General features: G+C 38.8%; 18 protein-coding genes and 1 pseudogene. 11 read left to right on the top strand and 8 right to left on the bottom strand.

The window, feature by feature from the left end; translation table 11 throughout:
* Positions 1-68: 68 nt before the first annotated feature.
* The gene (locus F968_RS14975; RefSeq protein ID WP_004794308.1) at positions 69-362 is read left to right on the top strand and encodes a cold shock domain-containing protein; all 294 of its coding nucleotides are present in this window, start codon (positions 69-71) and stop codon (positions 360-362) included.
* A gap of 192 nt (positions 363-554) precedes the next feature.
* Here the strand turns inward: F968_RS14975 and gigC are convergent, their stop codons facing one another.
* Positions 555-1,439: a LysR family transcriptional regulator GigC gene (gene gigC, locus F968_RS14970; protein WP_004794306.1), complete on the bottom strand. Its 885-nt coding sequence runs from the start codon at positions 1,437-1,439 to the stop codon at positions 555-557.
* 86 nt (positions 1,440-1,525) lie between these two features.
* Here gigC and F968_RS14965 point away from each other — a divergent pair, with 86 nt between their 5' ends.
* Positions 1,526-2,287 (top strand): ferredoxin--NADP reductase, encoded by a 762-nt coding sequence (locus F968_RS14965; RefSeq protein WP_004794304.1) that lies wholly within the window; start codon positions 1,526-1,528, stop codon positions 2,285-2,287.
* A gap of 48 nt (positions 2,288-2,335) precedes the next feature.
* Here the strand turns inward: F968_RS14965 and F968_RS14960 are convergent, their stop codons facing one another.
* A complete protein-coding gene (locus F968_RS14960) occupies positions 2,336-2,755 on the bottom strand; it encodes a hypothetical protein (protein WP_171065174.1) in 420 nt (139 codons plus the stop codon).
* 290 nt (positions 2,756-3,045) lie between these two features.
* Here F968_RS14960 and F968_RS14955 point away from each other — a divergent pair, with 290 nt between their 5' ends.
* The 3 genes from F968_RS14955 to F968_RS19945 all read left to right on the top strand — a co-directional run bounded on the left by F968_RS14955 (position 3,046) and on the right by F968_RS19945 (position 5,476).
* On the top strand, positions 3,046-3,279 hold the full coding sequence (locus tag F968_RS14955) for a hypothetical protein (protein WP_004794299.1): 234 nt from the start codon (positions 3,046-3,048) through the stop codon (positions 3,277-3,279).
* A gap of 221 nt (positions 3,280-3,500) precedes the next feature.
* Positions 3,501-5,177 carry a mechanosensitive ion channel gene (locus tag F968_RS14950; protein WP_004794297.1) on the top strand — a complete coding sequence of 559 codons (1,677 nt, stop codon included), beginning with the start codon at positions 3,501-3,503 and terminating at the stop codon, positions 5,175-5,177.
* A gap of 128 nt (positions 5,178-5,305) precedes the next feature.
* On the top strand, positions 5,306-5,476 hold the full coding sequence (locus F968_RS19945; protein WP_004794296.1) for a hypothetical protein: 171 nt from the start codon (positions 5,306-5,308) through the stop codon (positions 5,474-5,476).
* Between the two features lies 1 nt (position 5,477).
* Here F968_RS19945 and F968_RS14945 read toward each other — a convergent pair whose 3' ends face one another.
* The 5 genes from F968_RS14945 to F968_RS14925 form a co-directional block, all read right to left on the bottom strand.
* Entirely contained in the window at positions 5,478-6,677 is a 1,200-nt protein-coding gene (locus tag F968_RS14945) for a BaiN/RdsA family NAD(P)/FAD-dependent oxidoreductase (protein WP_004794294.1), read from the bottom strand.
* A 117-nt stretch (positions 6,678-6,794) separates the two neighbouring features.
* A complete protein-coding gene (locus tag F968_RS14940) occupies positions 6,795-7,676 on the bottom strand; it encodes a 1-aminocyclopropane-1-carboxylate deaminase/D-cysteine desulfhydrase (RefSeq protein WP_004794293.1) in 882 nt (293 codons plus the stop codon).
* A gap of 64 nt (positions 7,677-7,740) precedes the next feature.
* Complete coding sequence (locus F968_RS14935; protein WP_004794291.1) at positions 7,741-8,874, bottom strand: HlyD family secretion protein; 1,134 nt, start codon at positions 8,872-8,874, stop codon at positions 7,741-7,743.
* A gap of 40 nt (positions 8,875-8,914) precedes the next feature.
* Positions 8,915-10,558, bottom strand: a complete 1,644-nt coding sequence (locus F968_RS14930; RefSeq protein WP_004794290.1) for an MFS transporter — start codon at positions 10,556-10,558, stop codon at positions 8,915-8,917.
* Positions 10,555-11,124, bottom strand: coding sequence for a TetR/AcrR family transcriptional regulator (locus tag F968_RS14925; RefSeq protein ID WP_004794288.1), 570 nt, complete (start codon positions 11,122-11,124; stop codon positions 10,555-10,557). The genes F968_RS14930 and F968_RS14925 overlap by 4 nt, the downstream gene beginning before the upstream one ends.
* Positions 11,125-11,302: 178 nt before the next feature.
* Here F968_RS14925 and F968_RS14920 point away from each other — a divergent pair, with 178 nt between their 5' ends.
* From F968_RS14920 to F968_RS14910, 3 genes are all read left to right on the top strand, one after another.
* Positions 11,303-11,926, top strand: coding sequence for a LysE family translocator (locus F968_RS14920; protein WP_004794286.1), 624 nt, complete (start codon positions 11,303-11,305; stop codon positions 11,924-11,926).
* Between the two features lie 162 nt (positions 11,927-12,088).
* On the top strand, positions 12,089-12,277 hold the full coding sequence (locus tag F968_RS20475; RefSeq protein ID WP_004794284.1) for an NF038215 family lipoprotein: 189 nt from the start codon (positions 12,089-12,091) through the stop codon (positions 12,275-12,277).
* Positions 12,258-12,593 (top strand): EF-hand domain-containing protein, encoded by a 336-nt coding sequence (locus F968_RS14910; RefSeq protein WP_004794282.1) that lies wholly within the window; start codon positions 12,258-12,260, stop codon positions 12,591-12,593. The genes F968_RS20475 and F968_RS14910 overlap by 20 nt, the downstream gene beginning before the upstream one ends.
* Before the next feature lie 108 nt (positions 12,594-12,701).
* Here F968_RS14910 and metG read toward each other — a convergent pair whose 3' ends face one another.
* Complete coding sequence (gene metG / locus F968_RS14905) at positions 12,702-14,768, bottom strand: methionine--tRNA ligase (protein ID WP_004794279.1); 2,067 nt, start codon at positions 14,766-14,768, stop codon at positions 12,702-12,704.
* Between the two features lie 401 nt (positions 14,769-15,169).
* Between metG and F968_RS14900 the strand changes: the two are divergent.
* The 3 genes and pseudogenes from F968_RS14900 to F968_RS14890 form a co-directional block, all read left to right on the top strand.
* A pseudogene (locus F968_RS14900) lies at positions 15,170-15,541 on the top strand (hypothetical protein); the annotation flags it as partial.
* Between the two features lie 145 nt (positions 15,542-15,686).
* A complete protein-coding gene (gene apbC / locus F968_RS14895) occupies positions 15,687-16,877 on the top strand; it encodes an iron-sulfur cluster carrier protein ApbC (RefSeq protein ID WP_004794276.1) in 1,191 nt (396 codons plus the stop codon).
* A 143-nt stretch (positions 16,878-17,020) separates the two neighbouring features.
* A complete protein-coding gene (locus F968_RS14890) occupies positions 17,021-17,893 on the top strand; it encodes a 5'-methylthioadenosine/S-adenosylhomocysteine nucleosidase (protein WP_004794273.1) in 873 nt (290 codons plus the stop codon).
* Positions 17,894-17,927: the final 34 nt, after the last annotated feature.

Raw genomic sequence — 17,927 nt, 5'->3', positions numbered from 1 at the left:
GGGCGGATTGAAAGTCTCTTTTTAATTTTCTGCTGTAATGACAGTATTGAAAAAGTAAGGTAAAGATCATGAAGCAAGAATTTTATACCGGAAAAGTTAAACAATATGATCCTGATAAAGGATTTGGTTTTATTTCGACTACTGAAGGAGATATTTTCTTTCATATTTCTGATTTCCCTGCATCCGAAGGTGAGCCAAAAAGAAATGAAAAAGTGAGATTTCTTGCCGCAGATAATCAGGGGAAATTTAAGGCTATCAAGATCGAGCGTATTGATCCTAATCCGGCTAAAACAAAAAAGAATAAAATCGCTGATCATAATAAAGCGATTACGTCAGAGTTGTTATCACATTTTCGACGTTAATAGATTCTCAATCTTCAAGGCTAGCTTGTTGCCGAGTTTAGCCGTGACGGACAGAGATGATTATTGATAACGTTTTGAATAAGTAATGCAAAATTAAGGGAGGTATTGGCTTCCCTTAATTGTCTTAACTAATAAATAATAAAATGGTGAGCCATGTGAGAATGACTCAAGACGGTACTAGAAGATCAGGTCTTAAACTTGATCTTCACAGAATTGCAAGAATGCTTTAAGACCAGGGCCTTGGTATTTTTGACGGTGTACCAACATATAAAGTGGGCGAGTAAGTTGCCAGAATGGTGTTTCTAAAATCACTAATTGTCCTTTTTCAATTAAAGGCTCAATAGCGAGTTTAGAGATACAAGACATTCCTAAACCACCAGCAACAATTTTCAAGATTGCTTCATTGTGACCTAGGGTTAGGCGAATATTGGCATCTGGGAGATCTTGCAAAATAGCATTATCAAACACTTCACGAGTTCCCGAACCTTCCTCACGTAAAATCCATTCAACTTGATAAAAATCATTTGCTGTTAAAGGTCGATTTAAACGTGCTAGAGGGTGATTAGGGGAGCAACATACTGCAAGCTCATCATCTCGCCAGTGAATACATTGAAGTTGAGGCAGGTGACATGAGCCTTCAATTAATGCCAAATCAAGCTGAAACTGATTGACTGCTTCAATCATTTGGCGTGTGTTGCCTACCTGTAATTGTAGGTGGGCTTTGGGATGATACTGTAAAAAGTTCGCCATTAAATCTGGCATGAGATAATCACTGATCGTTAGAGTTGCCCCAATACGTAAATCAATGCTTTGTAACTCACCTTTTGCAGCTTGCTCAAAAGCTTCACAGCGACCTAATATTTCTAGCGCTTGAGGCAATAAAAACCGACCAAGATCATTGAGTTGTAGTCGTTTACCTAAACGATCAAATAGAGGGGCACCAAGACCATCCTCTAAATCGGCTAAAGCCATACTTGCTGCACTTTGCGTCAGTCTGACCGCATCACTGGCTTTGGTGACAGTTCCTTCTTGAGCGACTGCTACAAAAACAGCCAACTGGCGTAATGTCATGCGCATGTTTAAAAAGCCTTAACGTTTAAAAGTATTCATTATTTCGGCTGTCATGCTAACATGAGCGCACTATTTCATGCCACGTTGAAATCATGTCAATTGAAAAATTTAGCGTAGAAAAAGTTTTATCTGTACACCGCTGGACGCCAACTCTTTTTAGTTTCACCATGACTCGCCCTGCACATTTTAAATTTACGGCTGGTCAATTTGCGCGTATTGGACTGAAAGTTGGAGATGAACTGGTTGTTCGTGCCTATTCAGTGGTGTCGTCTCCATTTGATGAAACGCTAGAATTTTTCTCGATTGTAGTGCCTGACGGTGCATTTACCTCTAATCTTCAACATTTGAAGGTGGGTGATGAGCTTTACTTAGAAAAAATCCCTTATGGTTATCTTACTCTAGCTCGCTATCAACAACCTTTACCGCACGATTTATGGTTATTGGCAACGGGTACGGGTTTAGCGCCGTTTTTGTCGATGCTACAAGATTTCGATACATGGTCTAAATATCAAAAGATTAATCTGGTCTACAGTGTCCGTACCGCAGCTGAATTAGCTTATGTCGATCGTATTCAAGAAATTGCTGAAACTTTTGGGGAAGGGCACATCGGTTTTAAATTTATTTCAATTATCACTCGTGACCCATCAGCACAGTTACATGATCGTTTACCAGTTTTGATTGAGAACGGTGAATTAGAAGAAGTTGCTGGTATAGAACTGAGCCCTGCAACAAGCCATGTCATGCTTTGTGGAAACCCAGAAATGGTAGATGACACGAAAGATGCTTTAAAGCGCCGTGGTTTGACGATGAATCGTCGAGGTGAGGGAAATATTGCAGTAGAAAATTACTGGTAACAAACAACAATTAAAAGAACTTTAAAATTATTTTTATGGATATGTTTATTAATGGACAAACATATCCATAAATTCACGAATTTCTGCAATTGCACTGTCTACATCGCTTGAAAGCCAAGTCGGTTCAAAAAGGCCTGCATAATGTTCTAAACGATCTTGAGGAACAACTAAGCGAACAGGGCAGTCTTCTTCAAGTAAACGCCAAGGTAAAATTGGAACTTCATTGTCCAGAAAAATATTGATATTACGAATATCAACAATCATGGCGTTAATGCAGTCAGGAAATGGCATCACTGAAAACTCTTCCGTACGACGACGAAAATACTCCAGATCACCCCATTTGAGTTCATAACTTGGTTTATTAAATTCAATAATACCAATGAGATGTTCATCTCTCGTCTGGTGTATATAACATTGATGTGTGACGTCAGTGTCGAGATCAAGAGTTACGTTTTGCTGACGATACATCATAAAATAGAGCAGCTTTAAAACAAGGGGGCTTATTATAGCCTATTTTATAAAAAGTAAGCGCTAAAACATATTGTATTACAAATGGGGAATAGAAGAAGTTCGTGAATAACGAGAAATTATTTTTAATTGTCTAAATTAAGGTGTGCAAATTTTATACTATTTTTATTATTTTAAAAGTAGAGTTTTGCAACTACAGACACCTTAGAGTAATGCTTTTTCACACAATGCAACAAAGCGAATTGCTATGATGAATATAAAGTTAATGATAATAGAAGAGGGGAAAGAAGATGCATGACTTTTCAAAACCACCTCATGTGACGAGTCCTGAAGAAACTGCGAAAAAAAGAAGATTGCCAGTTTACATTTTAATTATTGTTGGGCTTTTTCTTATTGCGCTTATTGTTTATATGGTTGCTGACCACAGCCAGACTCCTAAAGAAGAAGGAGCTTTTCAAAATGAGACTACGCCACATGTAATTAAAGGTAGTTCTGATTTGAATTTAAAGACCTATGAGGGGTAATAAGCGAATCAGTTTAACTTGATATCAAGCCTTTAGGTGTAAACCTGAAGGCTTTTTTGCAACCTTTTGCATCAATTTGTTGTATTTGTGCAGAAGTGTGTTGATTAGAAAATATTCAAAACATAATGTGAGATAGACCGCATTCATCGTCATTTTTTACAACGAATGGTGTTTCCTAGAGATAACACTGAAAAGAACATAACAATTGAGGACATAACAATATGAATGAATTTTTTGATGGGCCTCGCGGCGCTCAATTTGATGCGATGTATTACTGGGATCAGTTTCATCCTATCCTGGCTGCAGTAGTGATCTTATTGGTTGGTTGGATAATTGCTTTATTAGTAGCAGCCGGTGTGAAAAAGCTTCTACAAAAAGTAAATACCAATGCCAAACTATCTTCTGCTACTGGTCGAGCGCCAAATATTGAAGGTCTGATCTCCAAGGTTGTATTCTGGTTTATTCTGATTTTAGCTGTTGTAGCGGCTCTAAATGTGCTCAACATTAGTGGAGTGAGTGGCCCATTCAGCAATATGGTGAATCAGGTACTGGTCTACATTCCAAATATTATTGCTGCTGTGGTGGTGGGTTTTATTGGTTGGATCGTTGCTCGACTGGTGCGGGCAGGCATTACCAATGTTTTATCCAGAACCCAACTCGATGATAAGTTAAGCAGTGAAGTGGGTGTAGGTGGAATTAGCCAGAACATTGGTGAAATTCTTTACTGGCTTGTATTGTTACTTTTCCTTCCGATTGTTCTGTCAATATTAGGACTTACAGGCTTACTCATTCCAGTTCAAAATATGGTAAATGATGCCGTAGCTTTCTTACCAAATATCTTTATTGCGGGCGTTATCGTTTTTGTTGGTTATATCTTGGCAAAAATTGTACGCGGTATTGTTGAAGGTCTAGTAAATAGCTTAGGTGTTCAGGCTCAAGCTGAAAAAATTGGTCTTTTCAAAAGCTCTAATGTAGGCAAATTCTTAGGTTCATTTGTTTTTGCCATCATCATTATTACTACATTAATTGTAGCGTTCGAAGCGTTAGGTATTGAGACAATTTCTCAACCTGCGACAGCAATGCTAAATGAAATCTTGCAAGCAATTCCAAACATTATTGCGGCTGGTTTAATTTTACTGGTTGCTTATATTGTTTCTCGTTTTGTTGGCCGCTTAGTAGCTGAACTCATTGCAGGTACAGGTGTTGATGAAATTCCTGCAAAATTAGATGTACAACGCTTTTTAGGTCAAACTAAAGTTTCTAATGCAGTTGGCTGGCTAATTGTATTCTTTACTATGCTGTTTGCAGTATCTGAAGCAGCGGACCGTCTTGGTTTCGATCAAATCAGTGGTCTAATTGCAATGTTTATCCATTTCGGTGCAAACATTCTATTGGGTGCTGTAATTTTAGTAATTGGTTTCTGGCTAGCGAATGTTGTAGCGAATGTGGTGCAACGTGGTGAATATAATAGTTCGCGTTGGTTAGCTAGTTTAGTTCGTGTTTTAATTATTGGTCTGGTACTTGCGCTTGGTTTAAGAGCAATGGGTATTGCAGATTCAATTGTTAACCTTGCATTTGGTTTGACTCTAGGCGCGGTTGCCGTAGCTTTCGCTCTTGCATTCGGTTTAGGTGGTCGCCAACCAGCAGAACGACTTTTAACTGATTTACTTGATAAAGCGAAAAAAGAAGCGAATCAACCAAATCCTCTTTATCAACCGCCTTCAAGTACGAGTAGTTCAACTCCAGCTACAACTACGTCAACAAGTCCATCTACACCAACAACGCCACCATCAACAGCTCCATCTGATGCAAAACCAGCGGATTCTGTACAGGTGAATCCAGCACAACCGCCAGTGAATAAACCGTTTGGGTCAACAGGCGAAAATGATGAAATTTAAGGGAATTAAATTAAATTTCAGATAAACAGTACAAAAAATCTTTGATTTTTGTGATAAGTTCGACCACTCTATACCGAGTGGTCGTTCTTTTTTGGCCGTTATAAAAACAAATAAGTGAGGAAAATACGATGAAGAAACCAGGTCGTTTTTTAGCACCGATTGTCATTGCCGGAATTACGGTAGGGTTTTTAGCAAGTGCTTATAAATTTGTATTTAGTAAGTCGGAAAGCTCAAAACAGACTACTTCTCAGCCACAAGATTCATCGAACGCATCAAGTAGTTCGAAAAACTCAAATTAGTTTATACATATTGGGCAGCAGCATAGGCAGAAGACCATGCCCACTGGAAGTTGTAGCCCCCTAAATGTCCAGTGACATCGAGTACCTCGCCAACAAAAAACAGTCCTTTCTGCTTTTTACTCTCCATGGTCTTAGAAGATACTTCTGTTGTATCTATTCCGCCTAAAGTAACTTCAGCGGTACGATATCCTTCTGTGCCAGATGGTTTAACTGCAAAGCCATGTAGCTGCTCGGCAATATGATCTAGCTGTGCATCACTGATATTGCCAATCGCTGTTTCGCTCTGTTCTGGCCATATGAGTTGTTGTAATTCTTGGATAATACTTTTGGCAGTAAACTCATTAAGAAGGGTACGTAATAAAACTTTTGGCTGTGCTTTCTTTTTATCTTTTAAATAGGTCGCTAAATCTTGGCTAGGGAAGAAGTCAATTTTAAAACTTTCTCCTGAGTTCCAATAGTTTGAAAGCTGCAAAGAACTTGGCCCACTCAAGCCACGGTGGGTAAATAATAACGCTTCAGTAAAGCTATTTTTTGAGTTACTTAACGTCACATCCAAAGCATTACCACTTAAACGTGTGGTTACTTCTTTAATGTGATCTGAAAAAGTAAATGGAACTAAACCAGCACGGGTTGGGAAAACTTGATGTCCAAATTTTTGTGCTAGTTCATAGCCAAATCCAGAACCACCCAAAGTCGGAATGGATAAGCCGCCTGTAGCAATAACTAAAGAATCACAAGTGTAATGTCCTTGATTGGTGTTTAGTGAAAACCCACCTTTTTCTAAGGGCGTAATTTGGCCAACTTCGCAATGGGTTTGAATATCCACATTTTGGGTTTTATTACACTCGCTCACAAGCATTTCTAAAATTTCTTTAGCGCCGTTTAGTGTAAATAATTGTCCATGTTTACGTTCTTCATAGGCAATTTTGTAGTCACATACCAAACCGATAAAGTCCCAGTTGCTATAGCGTGACAAGGCAGAAATAACGAAGTGTGGATTATGAGAAATATAGTTATCAGGTTCGACATACAGATTGGTAAAGTTACACTTACCACCACCTGACATTAAAATCTTTTTACCAATTTTATTGGCTTTTTCTAAAATTAAAACCGAGCGTCCGCGTTTAGCAGCATGTGCAGCCAACATGAGTCCAGAAGCACCTGCACCTAAGACAATGACATCGACATGACTGTTAGACATAAGAGATTCTCGATTAATCTTGAAAATTAAAAAGGGGCATATACTATCATGCCGAGCCTTAGTCATGCTAAAGACATTTACAGCTCTGGTGAATAAGGCTCCCTAAATATTTGTGAGTCAGTAGCTTGGTTTATTTCTTATATCTGCCTGTAAACCACCAGAATGAATTGCCAGAATACGAGTTCCTGCAGAGAAGTAATTGTTTTTGATAAGGTCAAACAGACCGAACATCATTTTTCCCGTATAGATCGGTTCAAGGGGTACAGCGTATTGTTCTTCGAAATTTTCTATAAATGCCAGTAAATCAGATGAAGTTTTCGCATAACCACCGCAGCAATAAGCATCTGTCAGCGACCAATTCTGTTTTTTAGTCCACTGCATAATATCTTGTTGTAGAAAGTCGCCTTTTAATGCTGAAAATCCTAGAACCTTTTGATGCGGTGTGCTTCGTTCAATGAGTCCTGAAACCGTTCCTCCAGTTCCAACTGCACAGCAAATGACATCATAGTTTTGTAAATCGCTTTGACTGAGAATTTCCTGACATCCTTGTACTGCTAGCTCATTAGAACCACCTTCAGGAATAATGAAAGTTTCAGGAAATTGATTGTGTAATTGTTGAAGGTAGTTTGCGTCATCCCTCAAGCGATATTCAGTGCGCGAGACAAAATGTAGATGCATTCCTAAACTTTGAGCTTTTGCCAAGGTTGGGTTAAGAGGCTGGGTTGCTAATTCTTCCCCACGAATAATGCCTACACTTTTAAAGCCGAAAAGATGAGCTGCATACGCAGTTGCGGCAATATGGTTTGAATAAGCCCCACCAAAAGTCAAAACGCCTGATAATGCTTGTTGTTTTGCGGCAAGCAGATTGTATTTTAGTTTGAAAAACTTATTACCCGAAATTTGAGGGTGAATTAAATCTAACCGCTTAATGTCGAGATGCAGTGGATAGGGTAGTTGAATATGTTGATAAGGAACTGATTGAGCAATGTGATCAAACATTAGAAATTGAGAAAATAATGATTGATCACATTGTAACTTTTTAGATAGAACTTTAAAAAGCTGTTTACGAATTAGTATCGACAGAAGTAACCACTGACATGCCAGGACGTAAATGTTCCATTCCTTCCTGATTTGGATCAATAGTAATGCGTACGGCAATTCGTTGCACAACTTTGGTAAAGTTACCTGTCGCATTGTCAGGTTTTAATACACTGAACTCGGAACCCGCAGCAGGTGAGATCTGCTCAACATGTCCTGTAAATTTTTTGTGTTTCATCGCATCGACTGTAAACCATGCTTTCTGACCTATTCGCATATTGGCAATTTGGGTTTCTTTGAAATTGGCAATCACCCAAGTTTGCTGTGGAATGAGGTAGAGTAACTGTGAGCCTGCTGCTACATATTGCCCAACACGAGGGTTAACTTCACCAAGTTGTCCATCCATCGGAGCAACAATAACGCTATAGTCTTTGGTGGTTTGTGCTTGGTCTAACTGTGCTTTAGCACTTGAAACTTGTGCTTCTAAACCAGTTTTTGCAACTTGTGCTGTTTTAAGTGCTTCATTTGCAACTAGCACATTTGCCTCGGCCTGTTTAAGCGCTGCAAGGTTATTTTCAGCATCTGCTGCGGCTTTATCTTGCTCAGTTTTAGAAGCTGCGCCACTATTTCCTAGCTGTTGATAGCGTCTAAGCTGGGCTAAAGAAAGTTCGTATTGAGCTTTGGCTTGATCCACTTTAGCTTGCGCTGCAACAATATCAGCTTGTTTTTGGGCAATGGATTGCGTTTGATTGGCTAAAGTATTTTTAGCTTGCTCAACACCTGATGCTGCTTGTGTTACTTTTTGGTCGTAAGTGGTTGCATCAATATGCATGAGCACTTGACCTTTTTTGACATGATCAAAGTCTTTAACGACTACATCTTTAACGTAACCATTAATTTGTGACGATAAAATCGTGGTTTTACCTTTGACATAACTATTGTCAGTTTGCTGAACACTCGTTGCAAATGGCCCGATTCTCCATGCCCATAAAATCACTAAAATACCGACAATAAGAACACCTAACATCCATAACAGTGTTGAGCGTTTTGTTGGAATCAGTTTACTTGCAGGTGCAGGTGCAGGTGCAGGTGCAGGTGTTGGCTCGTTGGCGGGTGCCTGAGCTGGTGTTGGTTCCGGTTTGTTTTGATCATCTGACATATATCAATCTCAATTTCTATTTCATCAAATACGAAAGCCATTAAGGACGGCTAATTCCTCTGCGTTGTAGATATTTACTACGTGCAATATTAAATCCACCCCATAAGAGTAGTGCGACGGCAAAAATACCGTTTAAAGCAATAACGTCATTGTAGGCACGAACCTGGGCTTCACGAGTGACCACTTGATTAAGTGAACGCATAGATTGAGCTGTTTGTAATGCTGGGTCAGTAGTGGTGATTGATGCGCTGCGTTGATAAGTAGAGAGCCTTTGAGCGACTAGAGGGTCTGCTTGTTCTAAATCTTTAATAATCTCTGCCTGATAGTTTTGCGTACGATGTTGTTGATAGGTCGAGAAGAAAGAAGACCCAACAAGACCACCGAAAGTTTGGGTAGCTGAAAATAATACGATAAAGGTCACTACATAAGATGGGCCTTTAGCAAGTGTTTGCGCAAAGCCAATCAGAAGTAATGGACCAATAAATAGACCACCAGCAAAACCGACTAAAAACTGACTTGCAAAGAAATTCACAGGTCGAACATCACTGGTTAAGTGATAATCTAGTCCACAAGCAACTAGAATGAGGAACTCTGCAAAAAGTAAGTGGAAGATAATTCGTTCGCGTGAAAAAGTCAGTGCACTAAAAAGTGTTCCGCTTAAAATCCCGACTAATATGACAACATAGAGGGGCACAAATTGGTCAGGGCCCATTCCCATTGTTTTTAAGAAGTTAACAGCAGCATAGCTTTGTTCAGACATTAAAAGTCGAATAGCAAAAGCACCAAAAATGAAACGTAGGGTCGAAGAGGCACCTAACCAACGCGTCATAATTAATGGATTGGCGCGATAGTGTTCATAAAGTAAACCTAAAACAACTAAGCTAAAACCTGCAATTAAGACGTAAGCAAGCCATTCGCTATTAAACCACCATAAAATTGGGCCTTGCGTGAGCACAATACACAAGCAGGCAAAACCTGGAGCCAATAAAGCAAAGGTAAAGAAATCTTGCTTCTCAAAAACATAGATTCGTAAGCTACGCGGTAATTTCAATGAAACAACCATGGCTAAGCAACAAAGTGCTAAACCAAGCTCAAAGGTGTAAAGAACAGACCAACTGTCTGTACTGACAAGAAATGGAGAAATAATCCAAGCTAACGGGACGCCAAGTTGTTGAAAGCCGAAAGCGATATATATTCCTTTTGCCATGTCTGCTTTTTTAAAGGCTTGCATGGTGTAATACATGCCTAATGAGCTCAGTGGCGCGCCAGCTAAACCTGCCACAACCCGTGCAAATAAAGCCATTTCATAGGTATGTACAAAAATATGTAAAACCAGCACGGCAATAAAAATAACCAGCCCTATTTCTGAAAATACTCTCAGACCATATTGTTGTCTGGCTTTAAATAAAATCAGGTTTGAGCTGACATTTGCCATGACATATGCCGCAGGCAGCCAAGCAGCTTCAGAAGGGGTTAGTCCATATTCACCTTGAATTAAAGGTAAATTTGCCGTAATAAAACCATTACTTAAGCTTGCCGAAAGCGCGATAAATAAACCAATAAAAAAGTAAATAAATCGCTTAGGTACAGAGTGAGCAATAGCTGCCGGTGAACCAGGTAGAGTCGGTTGCTCTTCTGGCGTCCAGTCGGGTGGTGTTTCTAAATAACGAGGCGTTTTATTCATTCTATCCCTCGAATTTTTTGTACTTGAATACCATGAAATAGTAATTCAATTGCTCGTTTTGCTAAGCGAGTCTGTTCTTCTGGTTCATGTCCTTGAAATGAAGAACCCAACATAGCAGTGACCATTGCATAGTCATCAGCAGTGAAATCAGCTCGGCATAATTTTTGTTCTATCGCATTTTCAATCAGTGGGTTAAGTGCATTATTCCGCCGTTCATAAATTTTTAACATAATTGGGTCTTGTCGATCAATTACTCTCCAAAAATCTTGCAAAATTGCGAGCTTGGGAAGTTGCCCAATGTGTCCTTCAATTAAACGAAATAAACCGTCCTCGAATTGTTGAAAATGAGCTGCTTTTTGCTCTAGCTGTGTAATCGCACGCTCTAAAAGCGCGCTAATTAAAGCCTTGCGATCACAAAAGTTGCGGTAAAAAGTTGCTCTGCCGACACCAGCGTGGTCAATTACAACTTGTAAGGGAACATTAATACCATGAATACGAAAACATTCTTCGGCTGCATTGAGTAATTCATCCCGATTATGGGCAGCAATTTTTTGACGTCTACTCATGTCATCGATTGGGGAGTTTCAAAGGTTATATATTTAACGGACATTTTTGTCCGTTGTGAAGGTATAAATTGTAAAAACATGAAAATTCAATTTTCAGCATTTATATCTTCTGCATTTTTATATGCGTCATAAAAAGCTGTTAGAATACCGCGCAATTGCGTGATGCTAGGTCAATACAATGTTGGAGTCCCTTATTCCTCTTTTTTCAATTGCGATGGCATTGATGCTTGGAGCAATAAGTCCTGGGCCAAGCTTTATTTATGTGGCACAAAATTCAATTTCTAAATCACGTAAACATGGGTTGTTTACAGCATTAGGGACGGGGACAGGCGCAGCTCTGTTTGGCCTGTTAGCTGTTATGGGGTTACAAGCCGTGTTATTGGCAGTGCCTTCTGCTTATTTGATTTTAAAAATTGGTGGTGGGCTGTATTTGCTGTGGCTGGCTTTTAAAATTATTAAACATGCTAAAGAACCAATTGCCATGGAAAATGATGGCAAATCAAAAATGACCTATAAACAGGCATATCGTTATGGTCTTATTACGCAGTTAAGTAATCCGAAAATTGCAGTCGTGCTAGCGAGTGTATTTACTGCTTTGTTACCAAAAGAAATCCCAAATTATTACTACGTCGCATTACCAGTGATTTGTTTTATGATTGATGCTGGTTGGTACTCATGTGTGGCAATGCTGCTCTCTTCAGAGAAGCCTAGAACAATGTACTTAAAAGCAAAAACTGGTGTTGACCGAGTAGCTGGAAGTATTGTGAGTGTATTAGGCTTAAAGTTAATTTTCTTCAAATGATAAGTCTTTAATTAAAATATCTAAAAAATCCAAAGCCAGCTATTTATAGTCTGGCTTTATTTTTGCGTAAAATATATACAAATTGAAATATCTTTTTTAGCACTTAAACACTTTAAAAGTGGTAACTTAATAAATAAAACAAAAAGAAATGAGGATCACGTTATGAAAAAACTAATGGTGAGCATTTCTGTAGTTTTTCTCATCTTAACTACAGGATGTGAGATGAGAACAATGAGCAAGCAACAGCCAGCAAGTGAGCGGACCATGAGTATTGTGGGTACTCCGGTTCATGAAAAGGATTATAAAATTTCCGATATACAAGTGAATAATCATGAGCAAGCTAACTATTAAGTTACTTGCTGGATGTGCAACTTACTGTATTTTGAATATGGTAAATGCATGTGAGCCTGCTTCTTTAGATTGGAAGCTTTTTCAGGAAAAATATGATTTAAATCATGATGGCATGTATAGCCTAAAAGAATTTCAACGTGTTGAAGATTTCTATCCTTACAACTGGCCCAGTGATAAACGTTTTCAAGGTGAAAATAAGCAAACAGAGCTATTTCATTATCTAGATGAAAATAAGAACGGTTATTTAACAAATGAGGAGTTAGGAAACATACATGTTTTATTTAATAACCCTTGTGAAGGGTGGCCGTGGTCATAATTTGAAAGTACTCGCTTTCTAAATTTATTTAATATTTTAATTCACTCAGTTTTGATATTCCTAAAATAAAAAAGCTTCCAATTCAGGAAGCTTTTTTATTAAGGCAGATTAAGAAACTTTATCGCCTGGTTTTGCACCGCTATCTGGAGAAATAATGAAAATACCTTCACCTTTTCCAGCAGCAAGTACCATTCCATTTGAAATGCCAAAACGCATTTTACGTGGTGCAAGGTTAGCAACCATGACAACCAATTTACCTTTTAAATCTTCTGGTGCATATTGGCTACGAATACCACTAAATACATTGCGTGGTTCAGCTTCACCAACGTCTAACGTCAGTTGAAGTAACTTATCTGAACCTTCAACTGTACCTGCTTCTATGACCTGAGCAACACGCAAGTCAACTTTTAAGAAGTCTTCGATACCGATAATTTCAGCTTCACCCACTGCTGGAGCAGGGGCAGTTTTTTTCTCGGCAGCTTTGTCCTTTTTCGCCGTTGCTTTAGTTGCTTCTGGAGCAGGAGTACCTAAAGACTCTTTAGATGCATCCACCATTGCGGTAACAGCTTTTGGATCAACGCGCTGCATGAGAGGTTGGAACTGTGCAATCTCGTGGTTTACAAGAATTTGTTTACGTGATTCGAAATTAAAACTTTCAAGTTTTAAGAAACCTTGAACTTGCTCAGCCAAAGTTGGAAGAACAGGAGCTAAGTATACTGCTAATTGACGGAATAAATTGATACCAACCGAGCATACATCAAGAACTTGCTGTTCTTGGCCTTCTTGTTTAGCAAGTGCCCACGGTTTTTTCTCGTCAATATATTGGTTTGCACGATCAGCAAGCGCCATAATTTCACGAATAGCCATTGAGAATTCACGTGCTTCATACGCGCTAGCGATTGAATCACCTGCATCAATAAAAGTTTGTACCAACTCAGGTTCTGCACATTTAGCAGATAAAGTATTGTTAAAGCTACTGTTGATAAATTTGGCGCAACGGCTAGCAATATTGACTACTTTACCGACTAAGTCAGAATTTACTTTTTGAATAAAATCATCAAGGTTTAAGTCAGAATCTTCAACTTTATCTGAAAGTTTAGATGCAAAGTAGTAACGTAAATATTCTGGATTCAAATGCTGTAAATAAGTCTCTGCTTTAATAAATGTACCGCGAGACTTAGACATTTTTTGTCCGTTCACAGTCAAGAAACCATTTACAAAAAGACCAGTTGGAGTGCGATAGTTTGCGCCATCTAACATTGCAGGCCAGAACAATGCATGGAAATAAACAATATCTTTACCAATAAAATGGTAAACATCGTTTTGACTGTCTTTTTTCCAAAAATCATCAAAACTTAAATCTGGGCGTTTAGTTTTGATGTAATTTTCAAAACTAGACATATAACCAATTGGCGCATCTACCCAAACATAGAAATATTTATTTGGTGCCTCTGGAATTTCAAAACCAAAATAAGGCGCATCACGAGAAATATCCCAATCGGTTAAACCTGCTTCAAACCATTCATCAAGTTTGTTTGCAATCGAGACAGGTAAGCGACCTTCATCACGGGTCCATTTCTGTAAATACTCAGCAAAGTTCGGTAGTTTGAAGAAGTAGTGATCTGATGATTTTTCAACTGGTGTTGCACCACTTAAAGTCGAACGAGGGTTAAGTAACTCGGTCGCATTATAAGTTGTACCGCAAACTTCACATGAGTCGCCGTATTGATCTTCTGATTTACATTTTGGGCATGTACCCTTAATGAAGCGGTCAGACAAAAACATGCCTTTTTCTGGATCAAATAATTGAGTTACAGGGCGAACTGCAATATTTCCAGCTTCACGGTTTTTAATATAGATATCTGTTGAACGTGCTTTATTGGCATCGCTATGCGTTGAATCATAGTGATCGAAATGTACACCGAAGCCATCAAAATCACGAATATGTTCTTTCTGAACGTTCGCAATTTGCTCCTCAGGGCTAATACCGTTTGCCTCAGCACGTAGCATGATGGCAGTACCATGAGCATCATCCGCACATACATAAGTCACATCATGACCCATTGCCCGCATGGCACGAACCCAGATATCTGCCTGGATGTAACCGAGTAAATGACCCATATGAATTGGACCATTAGCGTAAGGAAGGGCATTAGTGACTAAAATTTTACGCACGGATTTCATTCTCTCATTCGTATTTATAAGGTGGAAGATTTTAACTGATGAAGGAGGAAAAACAAAGCAACGCTTTGTCCGACTGCAAGACGAGAGCTGTGCTTGAGTGGTGGGATAAGCAAAGGTTAATATTTTTGCCCAAGCGCAAGGCGAGAGCTGTGCTTGAGTGGCGGAATAATATCTTTGTTGGGCAACAATGAGTATTCGTAAAAATCGGTTTTTTAATTGTGCAGTTATTTCTCTTTAGAACAGATAAACAAATCGAAAAATATTTGAATCTTCCTGTATTGTCTTTGTTTCAAATTGCAGTTACGGTCAGAAAACAAGCCATAACGATGTATAACTAATAACTTATTCAGGTAATTTTTTAATTAACTACGAGGATAACAACGATGACTACTGAAAATAAATTAGATGATTTAAAGGCAAAAGCGGCAGATGCAAAAGTTCAAGGTGAAAAAGCTTTGGATGATTTAAAGGAAAATGTAAAAGAGAAGCAAGCTGCTGGTAAAGAGGCGGTTGAAGATAAAGCAAGTGATTTGAAAGGCAAACTTGAAGATGCTCAGCATACTCTGCAAGATAAGTTCGATCATTTACGTACTGAGGCAAGTCATAAACTTGATGATGCCAAAGCTAAGGCAGCAGAGCTAAAAGATGAGGCTGCAACAAAATTTGATGAGTTAAAAACTCAAGCAACAGCAAAATTTGACGAGTTAAAGAAAACAGCAACTGATAAGTTAAATAAATTGAAAAACCATGATTCTGCTGAATAAGCTGATCTAAACTAAAATCTGCACTCCTCACCTAAAAGATGAGATTGTAAGTGAGTAATTATTCATCCCAAGGTGAGCGAGTGCGGACCAATACTGTTACACTATCTCCATTAAGCTGTAATGATCTGTTTTTGGAGTAAACAATATGTCTTGGCTTTCTTCACTAAAGTCTGTTTTTTCACCCGCACAAGAAGTGAAAGAAGATGAAATCCAAACCGTACTCCAAAATTATTTACTACCCCATTCAAAAGATGCTTTAAAAGATCGCATTAGTCAGCTCCAAGTTCAGGGGCGTGTATTACAACTTACGATTAATACCTTTCCTGATGAAAAAGAGCACTTGCAGCAAATTCATGATGATTTAGCAATGGCTTTAGAAAAGTGTGGTATTGAAGAATTAAACCTGCATGTGGTGCAACAGAAGCGCCCTACACAAGAAAGTTCAAACTTACCTCCTGTGCTTGATGCTTCACCTAAATCAGAACCAGATCCGAATAATCCCCCTATTCAAAAAGCTGCTCCCCAACAAAGAGATGTTCCGCTTCATCCACGCATTAAGCATGTTATTTTAGTTTCATCTGGTAAGGGTGGTGTTGGTAAATCGACAACTACGGTCAATTTAGCACTTGCCTTGCAAAAAATGGGACTTAAGGTTGGGGTTTTGGACGCTGATATCTATGGCCCAAGTATTCCGACAATGCTAGGTAATGCAGGCAAAACACCTCTTATAGAAAGTGAAAATTTCGTGCCTTTAGATGCCTATGGAATGGCAGTGTTATCGATTGGACATTTAACTGGTGATAACAACACACCTGTCGCGTGGCGTGGACCAAAGGCAACAGGTGCTTTAATGCAGTTATTTAATCAAACTCTTTGGCCTGATTTAGATGTATTGATGATTGATATGCCACCAGGCACTGGTGATATTCAACTCACGCTTGCACAGCGTATTCCAGTTACTGGTTCAATCATTGTGACTACACCACAAAATGTTGCCTTACTGGATGCTACAAAAGGGATTGAGTTATTTAATAAAGTTGGCATCCCTGTATTAGGTGTCGTTGAGAACATGTCGACCCATATTTGCTCTAACTGTGGTCATGAAGAACAAATTTTTGGTATTGGTGGCGGTGACAAGCTCTCTGAGCAATACCATATTCCATTATTAGGTCGCTTGCCTCTAAATGCTCAGATTCGTGAGCATGCTGATCAGGGTAAACCTAGCGTTGTAGCAATGGATGATGCAGCTGATAGTTATATTGATATTGCTAAAGCGATGTGGGAACAGATTGAAAAAATCCCTCAACGCACACGTGATGATAAACGTATTTTTTAACTTATTAAAACCCGACGTAAAGTCGGGTTTTTTATTGTTTGGTTAAAAGAAAAATTTAAAGTACTGAATCTTAATAACAAAGCTAAACTTGAAATTGGCATATAGATTGCTACTTTACACTTTTTAAAAAGAAAGGGTAAAAAATGCAATTTAAATGTGCTTTTGGCGTAATCAGTTTATGTAGCGCTTTATTTTTAGTCGGATGCAATAATGACGACTCTTCTGTTTCACAAACACCAACAGTTCAGGACCAAAAACAGAAATTACAGCCGATTATTATTCAAGGTGCTTTACCAGTAGAATCGGAAAGAATGGCTTCAAAATTAGAGAATAAGACTGTTGAAGAAATTGGTGGGTGGAAATTCTGGAAGGGCACCTATAACGGTTATCCAATGATTATTTCTAAAACCCGTATGGGGATGAGCAACTCTGCTGCTGCAACTGCTTTAGCTATTGAGCGTTATAAACCGATTGCGATCATTAATCAGGGAACAGCAGGTGGGCACGACCCCGATCTACACGTTTACGATATTGTTTTAGGAAAATATGCGACCAATATTGGTGCATTTAGAACTCCTAAACAGCCATTGGGTGCTGGGTCAAACTCACTCACTTGGGTTGAAGCTTTTGATGTTTTGCCAACAGATGAATCTAATCCGGAACCGATTGCAATACGCAAATTTGAAGGTGATCAAGAGCTATTAATAGCGGCACATAAAGTCCGTTATGACAAAGGTGAGGTGGTTGAGGGAACAATTGGTTCAGCAGATGTTTGGAATAACGAACTTGATCGTATTCAATTTTTCCATCAGCGTTATGGCACTTCAGTTGAGGAAATGGAAGCGGCATCAGTTGCACAAATTGCAAGTCAGTTGAATGTTCCTTTTCTAGGAATTCGAATTTTATCTAATAATATTACCAATAACGGAGCTTATGACCCAGGTACGGGAGAGGCTTGCCAAGAGTATGTACTCAATGTCGCCGAAGAGTATATGAAATCAAAACTACCAAAATAATGATTTAAATTTAAGCAAGAAGATTATTGGAGCT

The sequence above is a fragment of the Acinetobacter sp. NIPH 817 genome (assembly GCF_000368405.1).
In the GTDB taxonomy this organism is placed as follows: Bacteria; Pseudomonadota; Gammaproteobacteria; order Pseudomonadales; family Moraxellaceae; genus Acinetobacter.
This window is presented reverse-complemented; position numbering and strand designations above follow the sequence as displayed.